This window comes from Nannocystis bainbridge (assembly GCF_028368995.1).
Lineage (GTDB): Bacteria > Myxococcota_A > Polyangia > Nannocystales > Nannocystaceae > Nannocystis > Nannocystis bainbridge.
In genome coordinates this window covers 541049-563246 of record NZ_JAQNDL010000001.1, presented here as the reverse complement: position 1 = coordinate 563246, position 22198 = coordinate 541049, and the positions used below count along the sequence as shown (strand labels likewise).

Below are 22198 nucleotides of genomic sequence, written 5' to 3'. Positions count from 1 at the left end.
TCGCCGACCAGCTCGACCTCGCGGGGGTTGTTGAGGTTTGAGCCCGATGGATGAGGAGAGCCAACGGTACTAGAACTCACAGCTTCTCATCGTGGCGACGCCCCTTCATCCGCCGAAGCGGATATCGAAGATTGTCGCCACCGATCTCAACCGGCGGTGTCGTCAGAAACAATTGCAACTCTTCCTCATACGTGCGCACCGACAGGGTCCCATCAAGCTCGAACATACCGTAAAGACCGTACTTCAAAAACAGGAACTTCACCAAATGGAACGCAGGAATCCGAGATGCCTGTACTCTGGTCAAAGTAACATCAGCGGCCTCGGAAACAACAACTGAATTTTTGCCAAGACCAGCCGATTGAGCCATTTGGTCCAAGACATCCTTTAAATGGCGTTCCCCGGACCGTTCAGGCATCGAGATCACGCCCTCCGTCCACCGCCAAAACGGATGCACCCCATGAACCATGAGGTCTGCATCCTCCGGAGATGTTTGTATCAATTCGGTGTGGGCGACCTCCCCAGTGAAGCAGAGCCTGAAATCTGTGTCTTGGGCAGTCTTCACTCCTGCCGTGATCTTGTCACCAATCTCAATTTGTTCGATATCGAACCGGCCTGTCGACAATTTTCGTCCGGCAATGGTGAAATCGGCAGTCGGGAGCTTAGTCGTGTTGTAGGTAGTCCCAAACTTGTGCAATCTAAACGACGGATCCCCTTGAACCATCTCGAAGCGCAACTGTCCCGCCTGACGCGAAACAATGCTGACGTATGCTCGATTCTGACTCATTCTCAAACTCCGCCAGAGAAAAGAATTTTGGCTTGCTGGAGAACGGGGCGATTAAGTTCATTCAGCGCAGCGGGAACGAAAAAGCCAATCTTATCCCAGATCTGCTTTGCGGTGACCTTCGAGGCCCTAAAGTCATGCAGATCGGTAAGCGCGATCCGAGCTTGTAGAGAAACGTCTGCGATTGAGAGGTCTGGCACGTATTCCTCCTGGGGAGGGCGGAGCAGATTCAGCGACACGTACGCCAAGGCGTCCTTCGGAACAAGCCCAATGTGCCTAGCGAACAAGAGGACTTCGGTTTGAACTTCGTAAGGAGTGCGCGCCTTGCTGATAATGCTGACGTCCAGATACTTCACGCCATCGATCTCATCAAACGAAATAATACTCACGTCGTATCCAAAGAACTCGACCAGTTGACGATGGATCGCCTCAGTGACAGTATCGAGAGACAGATCACGGTCGGGATCCAGTGCAGGGCTTTCCTCGATTTGAGTTGAGGTCGCTTTTCCTCGCTTCACCGCCGCGGCTTTTGCCGCCTGGTTTATGGAAGCGAGGATCTCGTTGAACGCATCAGCTGTGACGAGTCGTGTTGGGCCCACAGGCCAATTTCTCCAGGTGATAGGCAATCCGAGCGCTCGCCGAACTCCTGAGATTGCTCTCAAGATCTTGTTCATATGCTCTTCGGTAACGTTCTCACCATGTCGAAGTCTCGTGTCGATAGTACCCTCGATGGAAAGCTCGTCTTCCAAATTTTGGATCAAATCGTAGAGTCGCTTGAACTCTTCCTCTCCGACGATTTCGCCATGGGCCACGGCCGGAAGGAGCCGGGCCTCAACAATTGATGCCGGTGTATTTTTTTGCTGAGGAAGAAGATCCGCAGGGAGATGAGCCCATAACTCCTCGAATGTCGTAGCGTCGCTGAGGGTGTGAACCGATGGGGTCGTCCACGACGAATCAATCTTTAGGGGCAGCAGCGTTAGCTCGAGTCGTGTGTACTGCGCATTGTCTGGCAAGAAGCGGTTGCAGTAGACCCGTTCCTTGTTGATCTTCAAAATTTTCTCGATTGCCAAGCGGACGAATGGCTGTGGCTCTTTGCCGGGAAGAGGAAAGTTCGTCGTCACATCCTCGGGTCGGAACTGCATGGTAATGGCGATGTGCTTTCGATTGGGGTCGGGTGCGACGCCCAGGACTCTTTGATTAAAAGCCCAGAAAAATCGAGAGGCCTCCGGCAATTGCATTTTTGCCTCAAGATCCGCGGGGGCGCGCTGTGCGTCTTCGTCAATTTCGTCAGCGAGACGTACCAGTGCCGCAACTCGACGGATTCGCAAGGTGTGTTCTCGAACTTTGAATTCATCAGGGTATTTCTTGCAGTCCTCCTCAATCAGCTGAGAGCTGGAGTGGTCACGCACCGCGATCGACATGTACTCCTTGTCAAGCGCGTCGAAAACGTAGTCATTCCGCTCCAGCGATAGCAGGTACGCGCTTTTCTCTGCGTGCTGCTCCCGTCCAAGCAAAATGCCTACATCGTGATACAACACCGCCATCATTGCGAGAAATAATTCGTAGACATTAAGCACCTTTGTAGGGTTTTTACCGAGTAGAGCGTCGAGATATCCCAACACTCGAAAGATGTGCTGCGGTCCGTGATCGTTGCCTCCTGCAAAACCCTGCATCGCCTGCGCATATTCGACCTTCGTCAGTCGCTCACGCAGCAGAAAATACTTTGTGAAGAAATCGTGTCCAGCCCTATGCGCGTTCGCGCGCTGGTGCCTGTGTAGGGCCTTCTCGATGGTCAAGGTCGGCGTCATGAACGTGAGGGTTTACCATACCACGGAGCGGGCGAACGTGGCCAGACGGGTGTCGCGCAGAGCGCGATTGCGCGCGTGCGGTTACTTCCCCGCTCTGTGCGCGCTTGGCGCGGCGACAGCCGGTTCCGCCAACCGCAACCGCCTCCGCGCAAGCCGACACGAATTTCAAATGGGGCTATTCCTTCCGCATGGGGTGGCAATGCATTCGCCACCTCTCTACGATTGAAGGATTTATCGATGGACAATGCGAAGGGACGGCATATCGACGGTGAGAACGCCGAACTCGTGATCGGTTGGCCGCTGGGGGCACTCTCCCGGGGGCACTCTCCCGTGTCGACGAGCAGGACGGCTCGGTGCTCGGTCGGCGACAGGTAGGCCGATGGTGTGGCGGCGAACCGCACCGACTCACCCGGCGCGAGCTCGAGGTGCGAGCCCGGCGGCCTTCTGGCGTGGGGCTGGGCCTGGTCGAGCCGCGAGAGCATGTGGGGCGTGATGGTGACGTGCTTCGGTGTCGGGGAGGGGACCTCCCGAGTCGGCCCTTGCGAGATGAGTAGGCTCAGCAGCGACTCGCCATCCTCGGGCACCATCGGGTCCTGCAGCGAGATTTTCTGGGTCCCCTCGTTGCCCAGGGTGAACTCGAGCCGGGCCGAGTAGCTCGGCCGTCCACCGAGCTGCGCCGGCGAGCACCTCGCGCGGGCTAGCGAACGCCGGCGCTCCAGGTGACTTCCACGCCCCCCACGCCAACACCACCGGTCCCGATCGGACCGGAGAGGGAGCCGGAACACTCGAAATCGAGCCCTGTGCTGGCCGGTATTGCAGAGCACCCTCGAGCTCCGTCATGGATGCGCCGTTGATCCCCGTCAAGACTGATGTGCCCTCCACGTCAAGCCTGTCGACGCGCACGGCCCTGCACTCGTTGCTGACCACGCGCCGTGCGGAGTTCGCCCGTTGCCCTGACGCACCTACGCAGTTGACCTTGGCAATCGATGTGGGCCCAAAGGTCGTGCTCGCCGAGATCCAGCACGTCGCTGCCGATCCTGAGGAGCCCCTCGACCGCGGCGTCGGCGCGATCATCAACGGGCTTGCGCTTCCACCATCAGCACCCCGGCACGCCTCAGTATCAACCCTCGGCCTTTCCGGTGACTAATTCGGCCCACTGAGCGAGCACTCAGCGACGCCGCCCGCGTCTTTGCGCCGGCGCCGTGCGATTGTGCGCGGTCATGGCACATTCGGGAACAAGGTTAAATTTCGTAGAGTCCGCAAATGCGAGTCTATGCGAAGAAGCCTCGGAGCGGCGTACACTCTTCCGATGCTTGAACAACAGCACCGCTTTAATCCTGAAGAAATAGCGGCCCATTGGACAGTTCCTTCATCCGGCACGCAGCCCGCATCGTCCGAATCCAGGCTCGCTACGGCCGTGATATGCTGGTGTATCGGTGTGGTCTCGCTCATCTTCACGGTGAGTCTGATAGAGGCCGACAAGATACTCCCGGGGTTCGCATGTCTCATTGTGGGTATGAGTGCGAGCATTAGTTTGGGCTTGTATGCCTTTCCTGCCCCTTCCTGGCCGGGCGAGCATTCGGCTGAAATGGTTTTCTTGGCGGCCCATCTCCGTCGCCGTGCCAGGGGGCTTCGCACGCAAAGTTGGTTCATACTCCTTGCTATCGTCTCTTCGATTGGCATCGCTATCTGGATCTTCGTACGGGCGGACTCGTTTGGGGCGCTCGCGGAGATCGAAAAACGGATGCGGCAGGCAACCTCTGTGCTTAATGAATCTCATGCCGCTTTCCAGGCAGGTTTGCCGTTTCAGGAAAAGGAGAGGGAGAAGGTCAGCCTGACCTTTAAGGGGTTGCGTGATTATGAAAAGAAGGGTCTGCTCCTTAGTGACGAGTATGCCGATAGGCCGTGGGTCGTCGCAGCATCCGTGTGTGAGGCGCAAAAGGCTCAGGCTGACAAGCTCATTGAAGGGTTCGCTGAATTGCAGAAAAGCACCGCGTTTCAATCGGAGAGTCGCTTGGAGACATACCTTATTACAACGCTTTCGACGCGAGTCGGCATCGTGCTCATGTTGGTGTTCTTGGTTCAAATTCTGGTGTCGTTGTACAGATATAATTCCCGTCTTGCCAATGCATGCGAATCGCTGGCCGACGCGATGTTTGTGCGGCATCATTCGCCTGAGCAATCGCTTGAAAAATTGTCGAAGCTGTTCGCAAGCCATTCTGTAGACTTTGGTGCGTCACCCAAGGCACCACTGGCCAGTTTGGAACAGGTGCTCAAGGACACACTAGCTGTGTTGCGCTCCCAGCAGACGAAGCCTTGAACTCGGTGTCGCCGGGGGGAACGGGGTCGAACGCTTTGGCTGCGAGGGAGACGTCCATCGCCAGCGCCGCGGCGACCAGCGCCGCGGCCCTGACGGCACTGCCTCGCTGACCCACAGGACCCCTGCGGCGGCCCGCGCGAGCTCGTCGATCACCGCTGCGAGATCGGCGGGCGAGTCGGCTGCGAGCGAGTTGCATTCTCATCAAGAAGCCCACCGCACGTGCGTGTCGTCGATACTCGTATCAACCCGCGTGAAACGTTCTGTCAGGACTCCGCGAGGTCCCGAGCGGCCGGGAGGCACGGGACCACCGGTGCCATGCCACCACCGGCGCTCACGACCGTCGGGCTTGCAGCGGCGGCGGTGAGGCAACGGCGTCTGTGCCACTGCACCAGGCGGTACGGGCGGACCACCTGGCCTGGCTCAAGCGGGAGTTGGCCGGCCGGCCCGAGTTGGAGGCGCGCGAGCCGCGGCGACGTGCTCCTGTTCGCTGCGAGAGTCAGATGCGCTACGGCCGAGGCTACTGCCTTTGCCCTTCGAGACAGGTTAATATGTTGGCGCCGGTAGCGATTGGCGAAAATTTGCCGTCGTGCTTTGCCGACGCGTTTCGTGGACACGTTTCGCCGCGCGTGTTCCCGCGGGTCGCCGCGCACGCCGAGGGCCGGCGCTCGAAGGAGTGTCGACCCGCAGTGGCCCTGACACCAGGTCTCGGACGTAGTGGGCGTAACCGGGAGGTTCTCGGTCACCAGGTTCTTCCGCGAGCGCGCGGTTGCGTTCGGTTTGCAAACAGAGCCGGCTCGGTCCGGTTCGGTCCGGTTCCGAAATCCCCGCAGAACGCCGAATTGGGCCAGGAAACGACAGGGGCGGGTTTGGGGCGTTCTGCGGGTACGCAGGCGGGACGGGCCGCAGGCAACCGCGCGCAGGAGCCATCGTCCGTGGTGCACGAGACACTTCTGTTCTTAAGGACAGATGTCTCTCGTAGTCGAGGGCGACGAGCACGTCGCCTGGGAGGGCCCCGCCGTAGCGAGCAGTTGTGTTGCGGCGTCAAGTCGGATTCGACCAGGGCCTGTCATGAGCGACCATAGCGTTGAGGATGACGATCAGCTTGCGCATGCAGGCGGTGATGACGACCTTGTAGAGCTTCCCGGCGGCCGTGAGGCGCTCGTAGAGCGCCCGGATCGGCGGATTCCACTTCGCCGCGCTCACAGCGCCCATGTAAAGCTTGTCGCGGACTTCGTTGCGGCCACCCTTGACGGAGCGCTTGCCGTGCTGGCGGCCGCTGTCGCGGTTCATTGGAGCGACGCCGACGAGGGCACTGATCTCGCGGCGGCCCAGGCGACCGAGCTCCGGGAGCTCCCCGACGAGCGTGGCGGCGATGATCGGCCCGATCCCCGGCGCCGTTCGCAGGAGCGCAGCTCGCTTGGCGTCGTCGGGGTTGCCCTCGACCGCTTGCTTGAGCTCGGCCTCGACGCTGGCGATCGACTTCTCCAGCTCCTCCAGGAGCGGCTGAAGGTGCCTTCGGGTCGTCTCGCTCGCCGTCTTCAGGCGGTTGTTGTAGGCGGTGCGGGTGTCGACGAGGTCGCTGCGCACCCCTCGGAGGTCCGCGATCTTGCTCTGGTTCTCGGTCGGCAACATCGCCGGCTCGGGTCGTCGCACCTCGGCGAAGTACGCCAGCATCAGGGCGTCGATCTTGTCGGTCTTCGCCAGGAGCCCCATCGAACGGGCAAACGCCCGGGCATGGTTGGGCTGCACCAACGCAGCGCGAAGGCCTGCCTGTCGCATCGCGAGGTACGCACGCCGCTCGTAGCCTCCACTCGCCTCGAGCACGATGAGGACGGGATCGAGCTGCTGGAGGCGCTCGATCAGCGCCTCGATCCCTGCTTCGTTGTTGGCCGACGCCCATGCCTGGTGAGCTCGCTTCGTCGGCTGCGAGGCTTGGCTCGGGTCCACCGCCTTGACGGCGACGTCCAACCTGTCCTTCCCGACATCGATCCCGATGAAGTACACGCGCTTCATGTGTCGTTCTTCCCTTCCGTGGCTGTCCTGCTCGTTGCTTCGCTTGACCTACCGCCCACCCTTGTAGGATTCGAGCTGGCTGACGCTCATGCAGTTGTCCGGGCTCTTGAGGTCAAACTCGAACTTCGGGGCCTCGTCTCACGCGCGGGCTCGCTGCCCCAGGGACCCACGGCCTCTCGAAGTCCTCCGAGAAGTCTCGCCCTGCGAAGGATGAAACGGCGGTACGACAGCTTACGAACCCGGCAGCGGTGGGGCCGATTTGAGTCCGCAGCCCCACAATTATCCAAGAAAAATCGAGATCGAACTTCGGGGGACCACACTCGCTACCGGGCTCGAAGCCCCAGGGACCCTCGGCCTCCCCGAAGTTCTGGAGGCTTCGCCGCGTCGGGCTCACCTCGTGCGAGGAACATACAAGGGACCCGCTCCGCCGCTCCGAGCCCGCCGTCAACCAGATCCCCACGGCCCCGCGCCTTCGCCCGCGCGTTTCTCAGGCAGGCTCCTAGCGGCGGGCGACCGCGGTGAAGAATTCCACGAGGCGATCGGCGTGGTGATCGAAGGTGAAGACGTCGCGCCGCTGCCAGACCCGCTCGCGCACCGCGTCCATGCCGGGCCGGTCGCGCAGCCGGGCCCCGAGCTCGGCCATGTCGCGGGCGAACAGGCCGACACCGAGCTGGCGGGCCAGGTTTTGGGTGGCCACGCAGGCGCCGTCGTTGTCGCGCTGGATCATCGGCAGCCCGGCGGCCGCGAGGGTGCTGGCGCGGGCCGGGATGTTGAGGTCGTCCCAGTCGGCGCGGCCGACGTCGCCGCCGTTGCGGCTGGCGAAGAAGTGCAGCCACCCGGCGTCGTAGCGCGAGAACTCCTCGACCCACCGGCGCGGATCGACGTGCGGGTGCAGGTGCAGGTGCCGCGGCGCCGCCGCGCGCGCGCGGTCGATCCAGCCGCGCCACTGTCCGTGGGTGAAGTCGCCGTAAAAATGCAGGTGCACGTCCTCCGCCGCCAGCTCGGCGATGTGGCGCGGGTGGAGGCCGATCGGCCGCCCGGGCACGACCGTGTGGATCGCCCCGTCGCGCTGCGACAGCCGCGGCGTGGTCGTTTCGACGAACCATTCGCGCCGCGGCAGGTCGCCGTCGAGCACGATCGACGGGATGGCGGCGGCGCTGGCGGGCAACACCGTGGCGAACCAGTCGCGCATCTCGGGGCTCGAATACACGAGGCCGTCGGCGCGGGTGTGAAGCTGCATCAGCGCGTCCCAGCTGCCCTGCTCGCGGCAGATGAACGGCCCCTCCTTGAAGTGCCAGACGAACGGCACGCCGGTGTCGGCGGCCAGCACCTCGCGGGCGAACGGCACCGCTTGCCAGTTGAGCTGGGCGTAGATCACGTCGGGCCGGAGCGCGGCGATCATCGTCCGCCAGTCGTCGCGCGGCAGGTCGCGCACGTGGCCGAACGGCAGCGGCCCGACGGTGTTGTACCAGTGCGGATCGCTCATCCACAGGCCGTACAGCGAGTGCCCGCGCTCCTCGAGCGCGAGCACGCGATCGGCGTTGTAGGCCAGCTCGCCGACCAGCAGGATCGTCAGGCCATCGCGCGCCCGCGGCGTCGATGGCCGCTCGCGGGCGCGGCGGTAGTGCTCGACCTCGTCGATCGGGTTGCCGACGCTGCTGTGAAAGCGGAGCGGGTGGCGCACGGCGAAGCGCTGGCGATAGGCGTTGAGCCCTCCGAGCGGCTCGCGCAAGAGCTTGTGCAATTGCCCCGGGTGGTCGACCCATTCGCAGGTGGCGCGCCCGGTCGCCACCGCGGGGCCGTCGCGCAGCAGGCGGTCCCACAGCATGCGCCCGAGGTCGTCGGTGACCAGATCGGCGCGCTCCAGCCAGCGCGCGGCGGTGCGCCGATGCATCACCTGGACCAACTGTAGACAATGGCCGTCGACGGCCCCGTCGGCGCGGCGGTTGTAGTGATGGCGGACGCCCGAATAGGCGAGCACGGCCGCCGGGTCGGCGTCGAGCCGGGCCGCCAGCGAGCCGAGGTGATCGGGGTCGTAGCGGTCGTCGGAGGGCAGGTAGGCCAGCCGGGGCGCGCGGGCCAGGTCGCTGGCGACGTTGAGCGCGGCGCCGAGGCCGAGGTTGGCGGGCAAGCGCTCGTAGCGGATCCGCCGGTCGGCGAGGTAGGGCGCGACGACCACCGCGGTGTCGTCGGGGGAGGCGTCGTCGACGATGACGAGCTCCCAGTCGGTTCGCTCCTGCGCCAGCAAGCTGGCGAGCGCGGCGGGCACGAAGCGGGCGTGGCCGAAGGTCGGCATCAACACCGAGATGGCGGGCTCGCTGGCGGCGATCGTCATGGTCCTCCGATGGTTCGGCGCGCGCGTCGGCGCGGGCGGTCAGCGCCCGCTGCGGGTCCTGTCCTGGCGGACGCCGGGCTGCTCCTCGTCTTGCTCGTCCTCCGCGTGGCCCATCGCCCGGGTGACGTCCTTCATGCTGCGGAACTCCTGCTCGGGCATCGCCTCCATCTCGCGCAGCACGGCTTCGTCGGCGTTGTTGTCGCGGGCGTGCTGGATCAGGTCCTCTTTTTGGACCGGGAAGTCGATGCCGCGGAGGTGACGAGCCAGGTCGATCGGGGAGGCCAGGGTCTTGGTCATGATGCGTCTCGCGGGCTAAACGGATAGCACCGGCGTTTTTGCGGTCAAGCCGGCGCTCCGGCGCTCCTACGATGGCGTGGCCAGGGTCACCGCGTGGATCGTGGCAATGAAATGGAAGGTGTCGTTCGTCCGCCGCGCACGGCCCGGGAGCGGCCCTGGGCGGCGAGGGTGTGCGCATTGCCGATGCACGAATCACGGCGCCGCGGCGGTCGCCCTTGCTTGTCGTCGAGGCGACGTGTGCAAGCCTTCGCGCCGCCGCGCTGCCCCCATTCGTCATGAACCACCTCGATGTGCTGCTCCCCACGTGCGGTCGTCCGGCCGCGTTGGCCGTCACCTTGACCAGTTTGAGCGCGCAGACCCTGATCGCGCCGGGCGGCGCCCCGTTCCGGATCGTCGTGTCGGATCAGGGGGACGTGCCGGTGGAGGCGCACGGCGAGGTGCGCGCGGTGATGCGGGTGCTGCGGGCGCACGGCCACGCGGTGGAGCTGCACCGTCACTTGCCGCGGCGCGGCGTCGCCGAGCAGCGGCAATTCTTGCTCGACCAGGCCCGCGCGGACCAGGTGCTCTACCTCGACGACGACCTGCTGCTCGAGCCGTGGGTGGTCGCACAGATGACCGCCGCCCTGGCGCGCGAGCGCTGCGGCTTCGTCGGCAGCGCCGTGATCGGCCTGAGCCGGATCGATTGCCTGCGCCCGCACCAGCAGCGCTTCGAGCTGTGGGACGGGCCGGTCGAGCCCGAGCTCGTCGAGTGCGGCGGCCCCGCGTGGTCGCGCCACGAGCTTCACAACGCCGCCAACCTCTGGCACGTGCAACGCGCGCTGGCGCTGACCCCCGAGCGCACGCGCTGTTACAAGGTCGCGTGGGTCGGCGGCTGCGTGCTCTACGACGCGGCCAAGCTGCGCGCCGTCGGCGGGTTCGGGTTCTGGACCGAGCTGCCGCGCGAGCACTGCGGGGAGGACGTGCTGGCCCAGCTGCGCGTCATGGCCCGCTTCGGCGGCTGCGGGCTGATGCCGAGCGGCGTCTATCACCTCGAGCTGCCGACGACGATCCCCGACCGCGAGGTCGACGCGCCGCGGGTGCTGCCGATCGCGCCGACGCGCAGGGCGTGAGCGCGGGGTGCTGGCATTGCCGACGACATCGGCGCGACGATGAGACACGAAGGCCGCCCGGGCCCGAGCGGGCAGGGCGGCCTTCGTGGCGACGTTGCGAGGATCAGCTGGCGACGGCCTGCTCGAGCTCGCCGCGGGCCGCGACCTCCGCGTGGGCCTTGAGCCAGCGCGCGACCGCGGCGGCGTGCAGGTTCTCCTGCGCGAGCGCCCGCCGGCACTCGGCGGCCAGCTCGGTGTGACCGAGGGTCTCGGAGAGCGACGCGAGCAGGTCCCAGCCGGCGACGTCGGCCAGCTCGGCGATCTGCTGCGCGTGCAGGGCGTGGGCGAGGCCGGTGCGGGGATCGGAGATGACCTGCAGGACGCCGAGGCTCTCGACCGCCGTGATGTCGGCCGAGGGGGTCATCGCAGTCGGGTCGGCGCCGAGCTTGACCAGGGCCTGGACCATCAGCTCGAAGTGGCGGGCCTCGTCGCTGCGGAAGGCGACCAGCTCCTCGAGCGTCGGGCCGCCCTCCCACGAGCCGTTGGCCTCGAACTTGACGATCAGGCCGTCGTAGAGGCGCACGCCGGTGCGCTCGAACGCCAGCCGCTCGCCGAGCTTGTCGAGCAGCACGTTGGCCTTGTGGCCCTTGAGCAGCTCCTTGGCGGTCTTGGCCAGGCCGCGCAGGGTCGCCGGCGGCGGCATGTGGCCGAACTCGCTGGCCTCGGCGGCGTAGCGGAGGCGGACCATGGCCGCGTCCTGCCACGAGCCGGCCGAGCTCGGCGGGGCCGCGCTGGCGCCCTCCGCGGTCAGCGGCCCGTCCAGGGGCGACAGGGCGATGCCGGTGCGATTGATGCCGATGTCGGTGGGGCGGTCGTTCTTGTTCATTGTGCAGCCTCCTGTCCGCTCAGCGGCGCGAACGCTGCGTCGCGCACACGCCGGTCGGTGAGCTCGGTCCCGGGGCGCCAGTGATAGCCGGCGGCCACGGCCTCGGACGGCGAGCCGCCCGCGTTGAGCTGGGCCCGGTAGGCGATCGACGCCGGGCTGTCCTGGTCCATCGGGACGATGTCGTAGCCGCGCGCCCGCAGGTCGACCTCGGCCGCCAGCGTCTCGCGCACGAACTTGCGGTGGCTGGTGAAGCTCAGCGGGTCCGGGAACTCGGCCGGCAGCAGCTCCGCCGGATCGCGGTTCTCGAGCTTCTGCATCAGCTCGCGGACCAGCCGCAGGTGCTCGAGCTCGTAGCTGAGGAAGCGCTCCCAGATCAGCTTGATCCGCGGGTTCTGCTCCTGCGAATAGCAGCTCCAGTAGGCGTAGACCTCGGTCGCCTCCTGCACGAGCCACTTCTCGAGCCAGGTCTCGCTCGGATCGCTGAGCGCCTCGTACTGGGTGACGTGCTGCTCCTCGATCGAGGCGATCTCGGCGTAGAGCTGGCGGGCGATCGGGTCGGCGAAGGTCGGGCCGACGGTCAGGTAGTAGTCCCGCGTCTGCCACTCCGAGCCGGTGATCAGCGCCGCGTGGATCTTCGTCAGCGGCGCGGCCCGGGTCTTCTGGTAGTGAAGGCGCAGGTCGTCCTCGGGCGCGCGGTGCTCGACCGAGGTCGGCCGCCCGGGCATCACGTCGGTGTAGCTCTGAAGGATGTTGTTGGCGTCCTTGCCGCACAGGCGGTCCATCAGGGCGGCGTAGCGGTAAAGGTGATCGAAGTCCTCGAGCAGGCCGAAGCGGTAGATCTGGGCCATGTAGGGATCGGGCTCGACCGCGGCGACGTGGGCGGTGACCTCGATCGCCACCTGCTCGAAGCCGATCGTCGTCTCGAGCGTCGACTGGTCGCCCGGCATCAGCCAGTTGACCATCGTCGCCTGGTGGTGCTCGACCCGCCGGATGCGCGCGAGCGGCAGGCGCAGCTCGGGGTTGAAGCGGGCCGCGAAGTGCTTGAAGCGGCAGGACTCCTGCTCCACGCCGTGCATCAAGATCTGACGCACGCGCGTGAAGGCGTCGTCGTCGAGCTTGCTGTAGGGCTCGCCGACCATGTCCTTCCATGTGAAGGATTGCCGATCGAGCGGCGTACCGCGCTCTTTGAAGATATCGAGGCTCATTCCAGCTCCTGGACAGTGGATGCAATCGCCTCTCTGAGGCGCGTCGCGGATCGGAGCAACACGAAAACCAAATTTGGCGACCCAGGGGGCCTTGACGACGCATGTACCGATCGCGGGACGGTGGCGGCGCGAACGCCCCTCCATTGGCGCAAGGTCTTCAAACACCCTGATGTGGCGGCCGCGCCCCGCGATCGATCGGCGGCTGGTGCGGAGCCTCGCGCTCGTCGCGGCGACCCCACGCCGACAGCCCCAGCAGCAAAGTGGCGACGCCCGCCGCCACGAATACGGCGAGCGCCACGGGCGAGTCGGCGAAGCCGAGCAGCCAGGGCAGGGCGATGAGGATCGGCGCCAGCGCGACCTCGAGGATCCCGTGCACGCTGTAGCGGATGACGCAGGCGGAGCCGAACGGATAACAGGTGAGCTGGGACAGCAGCCACAGCCCGAGCATGAGCAGGTAACAGGCGGTCGTGGCCACGCGCGGGGTCCCGGGCGGGAAGGCCGCCGGAGCCAGCGCCAGGGCGACGACGAGGCCAGTGTCGAGCGCGCCGTGCAGCTCGGGCGGGCATACCCGCGGGGTCTTTGCATTCGCCACGAGGCCAAGGCTAGCGCGAGTTTCCGGGCGCGCAGGCTGGTCAAATCCCTTGTCGCTGCCGCCGGCGAGGTCCGCGGCCCCGCGCCGGTCGGGAGACCGCCGCGCTCGCTGACGTCATTCATCACCGGCCCCGACGTATCCGCAAACCATCGTCGCGGCGGTCGGCGGCGCAGCCGGCCCGTCGAGCCTGCCCGCGACCGACCGCGTCACGGGCCGCCGCGGCGCGCCCCGGCTTGCCCGAGCGGCGGTCGTCTCTATGCATAGGCGGAAACCAGCCGCGGGCCGATCGCCGGTCCCGGCCAGACCCGGGAGAATACCGATGAGATTCGTGTCACCGCGTGTCCATGGCGTCCTCGACTACCTGTTCGCGGCGCTGTTCCTGCTCGCCCCGAGCTTGCTCGATTTCCACGACGACGCCGCCATGCTCAGCGCCTACGTGGTCGGCGGGGCGCTGCTCTCGCTGTCGCTGCTGACCCGCTATCCGCTGGGCGTGCTGCGCCTGGTCCCGTTCCCGGTCCACGGCGGCATCGAGATGGTCGCCGCGCTGGCGCTGGTGGCCCTGCCGTGGCTCGCCGGCTTCCAGAACGCCAGCCCGGAGCGCGACTTCTTCGTCGGCACCGGGATCGTCCTATTCGGCCTGTGGGCCACGACCGACTACAAGAGCGCCGAGGTCGACAAGGCCGACGCCCGCGACCGGCAGGTTCGCACCGAGGCGACCGCCACGGGGTCCCGCGCCGGCAACGTCGGCCGCGCCGCGTAGGGGTCCTTCGGGCCAGGCGGCCGCGCCGGAGGAGGCGAGGCCGCCTGGCGATTGCCTCGCCGACGCAATCGCCCGCGCACGCTCGCGGCCGATCGCTCGCGGACGAAGGCGCGAGGCCGTGCGCGGGCCGCCGGAACGCGGGCGATCCGGAAGTCGATGTGGTGGGTGGGGCTGATCGAAGCTGTCCGTAGGACCCGGTGGGTCGACGACCACGGCGAGGATCGCGGCAGGCGCCTCGTCGCAAGCCTGCCGAGCTTGCCCGAGGTTCACCACCGGCGCGAGGGGCGGTAACACTCTCGAGGCGCGGTTCGGCCCCATCCTCGTGCGAGCATCTTCGAGCGCTCCGCGAGGGTCCGAAGCGACGATCGACGAGGTCCCTGGCTGTGATAGCGTCGGCCTCGCGCTCCGGACACTTTCGTCACCCCGGGACGCGGAGGCTGGGGGCGGCATCGACCAGGGATAGCGGGCCGTTTCCGGGATTGAAAGGAGCACCGTGGCAACCCGTCATCGCGTCGAACCCGGAGATTGCATCTCCAGCATCGCATTTCAGCACGGCTTCTTTCCGGAGACGATCTGGAACCACCCGGAGAATGACGACCTGAGGGCCAGGCGCAAGGATATCAACGTCCTCATGCCCGGCGACATCGTGTTCGTTCCGGACAAGCGGATCAAGACCGTGATCAAGCCGACCGACGCGAACCATGTGTTCCGCTACAGGGGCGTGCCGGCGCGGCTGAACATCGTCGTCAACTGTTACGGCGAACCGCTGCGGAACAAGAAGTTCGAGCTCGAGGTCGACGGGGTCACGCTCTCGGGCCAAACCGACGGCGAGGGCGGCATCAGCATCGCCATCCCGCCGAACGCAGGGCTCGGCACCCTTCGCGTCGACGAGGGGGAAAGGCGGCGGGAATTTCGGCTGGAGCTGGGGCGGCTGAATCCGATCGACGAGGTGACGGGGTTCAAGCAGCGCCTGCAGAACCTCGGGTACGAGGTCGGCGATCTGGACGAGACCGTCAGCGAAGCCTTCCGAGCCGCGATCTCGCGGTTCGAAGCAGAGCAGGGGATGCCGCCGACTGGCGAATGCAACGACGCGAACCGTCTAAAGCTCCGGGAAGTCTACGGGAGATAGGAAGCCATGAAGTTCAAGCTCACCCTGAAGAAGAGAGACGAGCCGACGGTCGAGAAGGACGAGGTGAGCTGGACCCTCCAACGCCAGGGAATGGCTGTCAAGGGCGCGACGGGGACGGGGACGGTGAACGCCGAAGGTGCCTTCGAATTCGAGGAGGTCCAGGCGAAGGGCGGCGACACGCTCTTGTTGGATCATCCGCCGAGTCCGGGCGCGCAATTTCGCGGCCGTTTCGTCGTACCCAGGGACAGCGAGGACGACCCCTCGTACGTCGTCACCCCCACTGTGGAGGTGAGGCTCGCCCCGCATGCTCAGGGGCAGTCGAACAACGCATCGTCGGAAGCCAGCCCGAAGAAGATGGTGTCGATCTTCGACATCCAACAGAACGATGAAACGGACCGGGACTGGTTGATCTGGGAGACCGAGGGGAATTCGGATCCGAAGTACCAACGCGGCGGCAAGGAGCGGAAGCTCGGGCTGTATCGGCTGAACTACGATCTTCTGCGCAAGGACGGTCAGACGTCCTGGCAGCCGGAGCACGACGATGGCACGTCGGGGGGGGGAGCCGTCAAGATCGCCGTCCTGGAACAGCTGGACTACGATCAGCACAAGGCGTTGCTGAAGACGTTCTTGCCGTGCTACTCGGTGGAGGGGGGCCGCCCGAACGAACCGGACAAGTTCGCCTTCGTCGCCAAGCCCAAGACGGTGATCCTCAGCCGCGCGCTGACGTCCGACAGGACCAAGAACACCGTCGACGTGGAGCCGCCGTTCATCGTCATGCCGTTCAACTATGACGATAACTCGCCGAAATCAGGCGCGATCGGCAAGAACCTCGGCGCGTTCGAGAAGTTCGATGCGAAGCGGCTGGCCGCGACCCTGCCCAGGTGGGCGACGGCCTCGCGCAGCACGATCACTGCTTTCCCCCCTGCGAAGGTCGACCTGTCGCCCGACCAGGACAACACATGGAAGCTGCGCCCCGACGAGGCTGACAATCAGAAGCTCCCGCAAGTAGAGGGGGACGTCACGGCCAAGACGCTGATGCAGCATCAGGCGGACGACGCGAACGCAGCCGCGAAGTATTACTCGGTCAAGACGGGGGTGGACTACGTGGCCACCCAGAGTCAGCGAGTCAACGGCAAAGACAAGCTCGAAGCGAACTCCATCCATGCGATGTCTCGCTCGAACATCATCGCGGGGGTGCAGAAAAAGTTCGGGGCCCAGACGTTCGAAGCCGGGTACCAGATCGAGATCCTCAGCATCTTGCTCCGCGACGGCGCAGAGTGGGACGGCATCCAGATCCGCGAGATCGGGGGCGCCGGCGAGGGCGAGGTGTGGTTTCCGGCGCTGGCCATCCCCAGCCACGGCAAGGCCTTCGCCGAGACGTGGGAGCCGAAGTGCGACTGGGTGGATTTCTGGACCCAGAACTTCGCGACCCCGGCCGGCCGCGCGAAGGCCGAGATGTTGGCGTACTTCGGGCTCCAGCACATGACATCGAACGCGCAGAACTTCCTGAGCGCCTTCGACAGGGCGGGCAAGGGCGCTGCGCGTCGGGTGATCCTGCGCGACATCGGGGACACGATTCTCAACACCTGCGTGTTCGATGCGCTGAAGTCCGGCAGCACGATGTTCGCGTCCATGTTGGAGAAGGAGCTGGCCGACGAGAAGCACGGCCTCGTCCTGACTCCCGGCCCTCCCGCGCTGGGCGGCGGGTATGCAAACCCGCAGATCACCCGGATCGGGACGGGGATCATCTTCTTCTTCGCTCCGTTCTTGAAGGGCGATTTGAACCTGGAAGACCCTGCCAAGACCGCGATCGCGGGGAAATGGGGCCTCGCCCACAACGAAGGGTTCCTGGCGTATATGCGGGAGAAGGTGGGCTACGCCGAGGCATGGTCCAGCGGAGGAGGCGTGGACGGTCCCGAGCCCGACAATCTCCGCACCCACGCCGACCTGAGCCGCACCGGCCAGACGGAGGAGTACGCGGCCCTGACGAGGGCGGTCCTCGCCCTGCCGGCTCCCGTTCGCCAGCGCTTGATCGGCGAGTTCAAGCTGGAGATCGAGGGCGTCGTGCCCCAGTCAGCCAACGACATCGGAAAGCTGCAGGAGCTGGTCGGAGCGCACGAGCTGTTGGTTTGCGCGGAGATCCACTGCTATCTGCTGAGCGACGAGGGAAAGCAGGCCCTCCGCGATCTCCATGCGGGGAAGAAGCCCCGCCAGGCCACAGGTGCTGCAGTCGGGTGCCCGCTTTGCAGCGGAGTCAAACCCCCCACGCCCGTGAAGTCATACGCCTGCAAAACCTGCGGGACATGGGTCTGCGCGTCCTGTGTGCCGGACCTCAAGTTCCCACGGGGTACGATCGAGAAAATGAAGGCCATGACCGAGGAGCGCATGTGCTGCAAGCAAGGCTGCCCCGGAATCATGGATCCCGTGAAAGGGTGAGGCGTCGACACGGGCCGGCGCGGCGCGCGATCGGCTGCATCGGCCCGCGCGACCAACTCCTCGGCCGCGAGACCGAGATCCGGGCGAGCCGCGATCGCAATCAGTTCGGGTCGAGCCGGGTCGAGCGCGGGAACAGGATGCGGAACACGCAGCCGACGCTCGGCACGTCGTCGACGCTCAGGGTGCCGCCCTGCGACTCCACGGCCTGGCGGGCGATCGCCAGGCCGAAGCCGCTGCTCCGCGGCCCGCGGGCCCTCCGCTGCGTCGGATCGAACATGTGCTCCTGCGCTTCGCGGGACAGCCCGCCGCAGCGATCTTCGACCTCGATGCAGACCGCCGCGTCGCGGGTGCTGGCGCGCAGCGTCACGGTGCCGGCGTCGTGCGTGAACTTGACCGCGTTCTGCAGGAGGTTGCTGATCGCCGAGGTGAGCAGCCGCGGGTCCACCTCGAACTCGAGCGCCGGCTCGACTTCCAGGTGGACCTGGATGCCGCGCTCGCCCACCGTCGCGTCGACGAGCTGCTGCAAGAACTCGCGGCCGTCCAGCCACTCGCGCTGGGCGGTCGAGGCTGCCGTCATGCGGGCGGCGTCGAGGGCGTGCAGGGAGAGCTGCTCGATCCGCTCGAGCGAGCGACGCAGCACGTCGCCCGTACGACCGTTGACCCCGACCTTGCCGCTCGAGATGAGGTCGAAGGCCATGGAGGCGCTCCACGCGGCGTTCCTGATCTCGTGGCCGATCGCTCCGAGGACCTGCGACTGGTCCTCGTGCTGGGCGGCGGCGAAGGCGTCGATCGCCTGCGCGGTGGCCTCGTCGATGCAGCGGTTCAGCAGCAGATGCTCTCGGGTGCTGAATTGCTCGTCCGTCTCGGCGGCGAGCGAATTGGTCGCGTCGCACAGGACGCCGTAGTCGTGGACGATGCGGTTGAGGTCGAAGCCCTGCTCCTTTCGCTGCCGCCCGTGCGCCGGGGCGAACTGGCGGCCGAACCCGAGAGACGGGCCGCCCCCGGACGTCTCGGAGTCGCCACGGAGGGTGCGGAGGACCGCGTCGATGAATGGCGGGAGATCGTCGAGGAGCTCGTCCGCCGTGCGATCGGGGTAGTCTTTCTTCAGCGCCAACAGCGTCCGCGACACGAGCTCCTCGCGCCGCGAACTGATGAACTCGTGCATCCGCATGGCAAGAAGATGGGCGAGCAGGCGCGCGGGGACGAGGGAGCGTGAGGCTCGGACGCGCGCGAGCCCGAGCCGCCGCCGCCGGCGAGCGGTCGAAACGGCCGCCGAGGCCAGCGCCGGCGGGGCGAACGCGTGCCGCCCCCGGCGCCCCGCGAGCCAATTCGAGCGCTCGCGGCGGCGGCGGCGGTCTCGTCGGAGCCGGTGAACGTCTGCGCGCTCGTTCCATGCGGCCGCATCGGCCGCGGCGCGACGAATGCTACGAGCGGAACCTCCGCACAATCTCGGGGAGCGCGACGGCGCCGGCACGCTCTCGCCGCTCGCGTGCCCGCTGGCGAGGGCTGGCGCGCGAGTGGTCGGGCCGATCGGCGGTGGTACGGAGCGAGACGCTCACAACGTGACCCCCTCGGGCGAAATCGCCATGGAGGGGACAGGAGAGACCCATGGGCTTCAATCCGCTCGCCGAAAAAGGCATCCCCCTGGAGCTGCAGATCCGCAACTGGTCGGAGCTCAACGTCGCGCCGTTCGACAAGCGCGAGGTCCACCCGTACACGCGCGCTCGCGTGATCGTGATGAACGGGATCGAGATCGAGTCGATCCTGTCGTCGCACCAATTCGCGCGCCACACCGACAGCTGGCCGGTCAAGACCACGCTCGCGCTGCTGCGGCGGGTCGACCAGCAGCAGCAGAAGGCGGTGAACTGGCTGCTCCCGGGCGACCAGACCGTGCTGGAGACCACCCTCGGCTACGAGCAGGTCGCCATCGATCTGACCGCAGGGCTCGCGCGCACCGAGCCCGACCCGTACCTGCGCCAGACCCTCGATTTCGGCCTGCTCGAGGACTTCGACCACTTGTACCGCTACGCCAACCTGATCGACCTGATCGAGGGGCCGAAGCGGGTCCACGAGATCGTCGGCAACCTGACCGAGGTCATGCCCGGCCGGCCGACGATCGTCGAGCACCGGCACCCCTTCGACGACGTGCGCCGCCACTACGACCGCCACACCGTCGACCCGCTGTCGCGGCTGCACGCGATGACGATCGTGGCGGCGGAGCAGCAGACGATGAACTTCTACATGAACGTGGGGCCGACCTACGTGCCGCCGCTGGCGCGCGGGCTCTACCTCGAGATCGCGGAGATCGAGGAGCAGCACGTGACGCAGTACGAGTCGCTGCTCGACCCGCTCGAGTCGTGGTTCCAGCGCGAGCTGTTTCACCACTACAACGAGTGCTACCTGTACTGGTCGTTCATGACCGAGGAGGTCGACCCGCGGATCCGCAAGATCTGGGAGCTGCACCTGGCGATGGAGATCGAGCACGTCCGGGTGGCCGGCGAGCTGCTGCTGCGCCACGAGGGCGTCGAGCCGCAGGCGATCCTGCCGCCGGAGCTGCCGCAGCCGACGCGCTTCCACGAGAACAAGAAATACATCCGCGAGGTCCTGAAGCACCAGATCGACCTGACCTCCGTCGGCCCCGATTTCGTGCCGATGGGGGCGCTGCCCGCCGACGCGCGCTTCTTCGCGTATCAGGAGGCGGTCAACGGCGGCGTCAAGGTCCCCAGCGAGTACGTCATCGCCCGGCACGTCGAGGTGTTCGGCGACGATTTCCGGCTGACCACCGAGGGCCCGCACCCGATCGAGGTGCTGCGGTCCGGGTCCCTCGAAGACCTCGATGCAGCGCAACACGAGCGCGACGAATAAGGAGAATCGCCATGTCCATCCTGTTTGTGACGAAGGCTTCGGGGGGCCACGGCCGACCCGCGAGCATGACGGTGATCCCACCCTCGCAGGAGGTGTCGCCGGCGGCGCTGGCGGCCTGCGGCGCGGCAGCGGGGCTGAACGGGGTCGCGCTCGCGGATGTCGTCAGCGCGATCGCCATGCACGCGCGAGTCTCGGCCCGCCTCGCCCGAGCGGCCGCCGAGCAGACCAGCCAGCCCGCGCGCCGGCAGCTCCACGAGCACCTGGCGCAGATGTACGAGGACCGGGTGACGACGCTCGAGGGGCTGCTCCACAAGCTCGGGCTGCCGCGCCGCTATGTCAGCCCCGCGGCCCGCATGGCGGCGTTCGTGGCCGAATCGGTGGGCCAGGCGCCGCTGTTGTCGGGCTCGATCGATGCGGGCCTGCTGGAGTTCGTGCTGCTCGACGTGGCGTCGACGCTGGCGGAGCGCTCGCTCGCCGACACCCGCGCGCTCGCGGCGATCGCCGGGTCGGCGCAGCCGTCGAGCGTGGCCGTGCAACTGGCCAAGGCCAGCCACGCGCTGAAGACCGACGTGGCGCTGCTCGAGAAGGTCCAGGCCCGGCGCTCGCAGGAGCTGCTGGCGGTCGTGCAGGGGCCGAAGGGCTAGGCGGCGCGAGCGAGGCGGCAGCGCGGCTCGCCGGTGGCGCTTCGCCAGCCTGGCGGTCGCCAGGCGGCAGAATCGCTCGCGGCCCATGCTCGCAAGCGGCGCCCGGAGCACCGCACGATCATGCGGGAGCGCAGCGACGGGTTGGCAAGGCACGAGGGCCATGAGAAGAAGGATGTGAGGACCTGCAGGAGTGGAGCCGTCCGAACGTGACCCGAATCTCGACGAGTGCTGTCCGCTGTGCGAGAGCCCCATCGTCCAGGGCTCACAGCATGCGCTGGATTACTGCGACGCGTGCGGTTGCCTGCTCGTGGAGCAGTCACCAAGCGAAGTCGCGGACGATGTCCCCCCGCCGGGCGTGACGCGTCGAGCCGCCACGGCGCTGACCGAAGGCGATGCGCGCGGTCCGTACCGCGTGGCGGCCGAGGAACCCCGGCTCGATATTCTCGTCGAGCACCGGCGGCAACAGTTCCGAGCGGCCGCCGCCACGGCCGCGCTCTTCTTCGTCGTTGTGGTGACCAGGATCGAGCTCTCTTCGGCGATGACGGTCGGTGCCGTGGTGCTCGCGGTCGGTGGAATCACGTGGAGTGCGATCCCCAGGACCTCCGTGATGCGCTTCATCGCCACGTCGGATGGCCTCACTGTCGTGGGTGATGGTGTCCCGCTCCACCAAGGCCAGCAATTCGTGGCCGACGACGTCAAAGGGGTGTTTGTGCGGGCCCTCGCTCGCGCCGAGCGCCCCGAGGATCGCCGCCTGGAGCTCGTGCTCCTGGGGCGCCAAGGTCGACGCCAATCGCTACTGAGTGGGATCGACGACCCCAAGACGCTGTCGTGGATCGCCACGAACATCGAGCGGGCGCTCGGGTTCGAGGGGGACTCGAGATCCTCTCATGACCCCTGAGGACCTTGTTGAGTGCGGGTGACGACGCCGCCCGAGGTCGCGCTCCACGGCGGCGGGTTCTTTCGGCGACGCGGCCCTCGCCGCTCGTCGTCGGGAATTAGTCGTCGTCCGCTTGTGGTCTGCCGAGCTTTTGTCATGGGA

18 protein-coding genes are annotated in these 22198 nt (G+C 66.3%); 9 read left to right on the top strand and 9 right to left on the bottom strand.

Annotation, left to right across the window (positions count from 1 at the left end; genetic code table 11):
* Positions 1-76: 76 nt before the first annotated feature.
* The gene (locus POL25_RS02215) at positions 77-784 is read right to left on the bottom strand and encodes a hypothetical protein (RefSeq protein WP_272084112.1); all 708 of its coding nucleotides are present in this window, start codon (positions 782-784) and stop codon (positions 77-79) included.
* A 2-nt stretch (positions 785-786) separates the two neighbouring features.
* Positions 787-2589: an HD domain-containing protein gene (locus tag POL25_RS02210; protein ID WP_272084111.1), complete on the bottom strand. Its 1803-nt coding sequence runs from the start codon at positions 2587-2589 to the stop codon at positions 787-789.
* Between the two features lie 838 nt (positions 2590-3427).
* Between POL25_RS02210 and POL25_RS02205 the strand changes: the two genes are divergently transcribed.
* Together POL25_RS02205 and POL25_RS02200 are read left to right on the top strand one after the other, a co-directional pair.
* Positions 3428-3736 carry a hypothetical protein gene (locus POL25_RS02205; RefSeq protein WP_272084110.1) on the top strand — a complete coding sequence of 103 codons (309 nt, stop codon included), beginning with the start codon at positions 3428-3430 and terminating at the stop codon, positions 3734-3736.
* Between the two features lie 162 nt (positions 3737-3898).
* A complete protein-coding gene (locus POL25_RS02200) occupies positions 3899-4909 on the top strand; it encodes a hypothetical protein (protein WP_272084109.1) in 1011 nt (336 codons plus the stop codon).
* Between the two features lie 1041 nt (positions 4910-5950).
* On the opposite strand, the gene POL25_RS02195 is transcribed toward POL25_RS02200, so the two are convergent.
* The 3 genes from POL25_RS02195 to POL25_RS02185 all read right to left on the bottom strand — a co-directional run bounded on the left by POL25_RS02195 (position 5951) and on the right by POL25_RS02185 (position 9554).
* On the bottom strand, positions 5951-6922 hold the full coding sequence (locus tag POL25_RS02195) for an IS110 family RNA-guided transposase (RefSeq protein ID WP_272084108.1): 972 nt from the start codon (positions 6920-6922) through the stop codon (positions 5951-5953).
* A 499-nt stretch (positions 6923-7421) separates the two neighbouring features.
* Positions 7422-9257, bottom strand: a complete 1836-nt coding sequence (locus POL25_RS02190) for a glycosyltransferase (RefSeq protein ID WP_272084107.1) — start codon at positions 9255-9257, stop codon at positions 7422-7424.
* Positions 9258-9296: 39 nt separating this feature from the next.
* Positions 9297-9554 (bottom strand): DUF2795 domain-containing protein, encoded by a 258-nt coding sequence (locus tag POL25_RS02185; protein WP_272084106.1) that lies wholly within the window; start codon positions 9552-9554, stop codon positions 9297-9299.
* 275 nt (positions 9555-9829) lie between these two features.
* Here POL25_RS02185 and POL25_RS02180 point away from each other — a divergent pair, with 275 nt between their 5' ends.
* Positions 9830-10663, top strand: coding sequence for a glycosyltransferase (locus POL25_RS02180; protein WP_272084105.1), 834 nt, complete (start codon positions 9830-9832; stop codon positions 10661-10663).
* 103 nt (positions 10664-10766) lie between these two features.
* Here the strand turns inward: POL25_RS02180 and POL25_RS02175 are convergent, their stop codons facing one another.
* The 3 genes from POL25_RS02175 to POL25_RS02165 all read right to left on the bottom strand — a co-directional run bounded on the left by POL25_RS02175 (position 10767) and on the right by POL25_RS02165 (position 13325).
* Positions 10767-11528: a ferritin-like domain-containing protein gene (locus tag POL25_RS02175; RefSeq protein WP_272084104.1), complete on the bottom strand. Its 762-nt coding sequence runs from the start codon at positions 11526-11528 to the stop codon at positions 10767-10769.
* Positions 11525-12733, bottom strand: coding sequence for a hypothetical protein (locus tag POL25_RS02170; RefSeq protein WP_272084103.1), 1209 nt, complete (start codon positions 12731-12733; stop codon positions 11525-11527). Before POL25_RS02170 ends, POL25_RS02175 begins: the two co-directional genes overlap by 4 nt.
* Before the next feature lie 157 nt (positions 12734-12890).
* Positions 12891-13325: a hypothetical protein gene (locus POL25_RS02165; RefSeq protein ID WP_272084102.1), complete on the bottom strand. Its 435-nt coding sequence runs from the start codon at positions 13323-13325 to the stop codon at positions 12891-12893.
* 328 nt (positions 13326-13653) lie between these two features.
* Here POL25_RS02165 and POL25_RS02160 point away from each other — a divergent pair, with 328 nt between their 5' ends.
* The 3 genes from POL25_RS02160 to POL25_RS02150 all read left to right on the top strand — a co-directional run bounded on the left by POL25_RS02160 (position 13654) and on the right by POL25_RS02150 (position 17650).
* A complete protein-coding gene (locus POL25_RS02160) occupies positions 13654-14085 on the top strand; it encodes an SPW repeat domain-containing protein (protein ID WP_272084101.1) in 432 nt (143 codons plus the stop codon).
* Positions 14086-14578: 493 nt separating this feature from the next.
* Positions 14579-15214, top strand: coding sequence for a peptidoglycan-binding domain-containing protein (locus POL25_RS02155; protein ID WP_272084100.1), 636 nt, complete (start codon positions 14579-14581; stop codon positions 15212-15214).
* Positions 15215-15220: 6 nt separating this feature from the next.
* Complete coding sequence (locus tag POL25_RS02150) at positions 15221-17650, top strand: hypothetical protein (protein ID WP_272084099.1); 2430 nt, start codon at positions 15221-15223, stop codon at positions 17648-17650.
* A gap of 100 nt (positions 17651-17750) precedes the next feature.
* On the opposite strand, the gene POL25_RS02145 is transcribed toward POL25_RS02150, so the two are convergent.
* Positions 17751-18821, bottom strand: coding sequence for a sensor histidine kinase (locus tag POL25_RS02145; RefSeq protein ID WP_272084098.1), 1071 nt, complete (start codon positions 18819-18821; stop codon positions 17751-17753).
* A gap of 437 nt (positions 18822-19258) precedes the next feature.
* Between POL25_RS02145 and POL25_RS02140 the strand changes: the two genes are divergently transcribed.
* From POL25_RS02140 to POL25_RS02130, 3 genes are all read left to right on the top strand, one after another.
* Positions 19259-20515, top strand: coding sequence for a hypothetical protein (locus POL25_RS02140; protein ID WP_272084097.1), 1257 nt, complete (start codon positions 19259-19261; stop codon positions 20513-20515).
* 11 nt (positions 20516-20526) lie between these two features.
* On the top strand, positions 20527-21159 hold the full coding sequence (locus POL25_RS02135) for a hypothetical protein (RefSeq protein ID WP_272084096.1): 633 nt from the start codon (positions 20527-20529) through the stop codon (positions 21157-21159).
* A gap of 190 nt (positions 21160-21349) precedes the next feature.
* Positions 21350-22057: a hypothetical protein gene (locus POL25_RS02130; RefSeq protein WP_272084095.1), complete on the top strand. Its 708-nt coding sequence runs from the start codon at positions 21350-21352 to the stop codon at positions 22055-22057.
* The last annotated feature ends 141 nt before the right edge of the window (positions 22058-22198 follow it).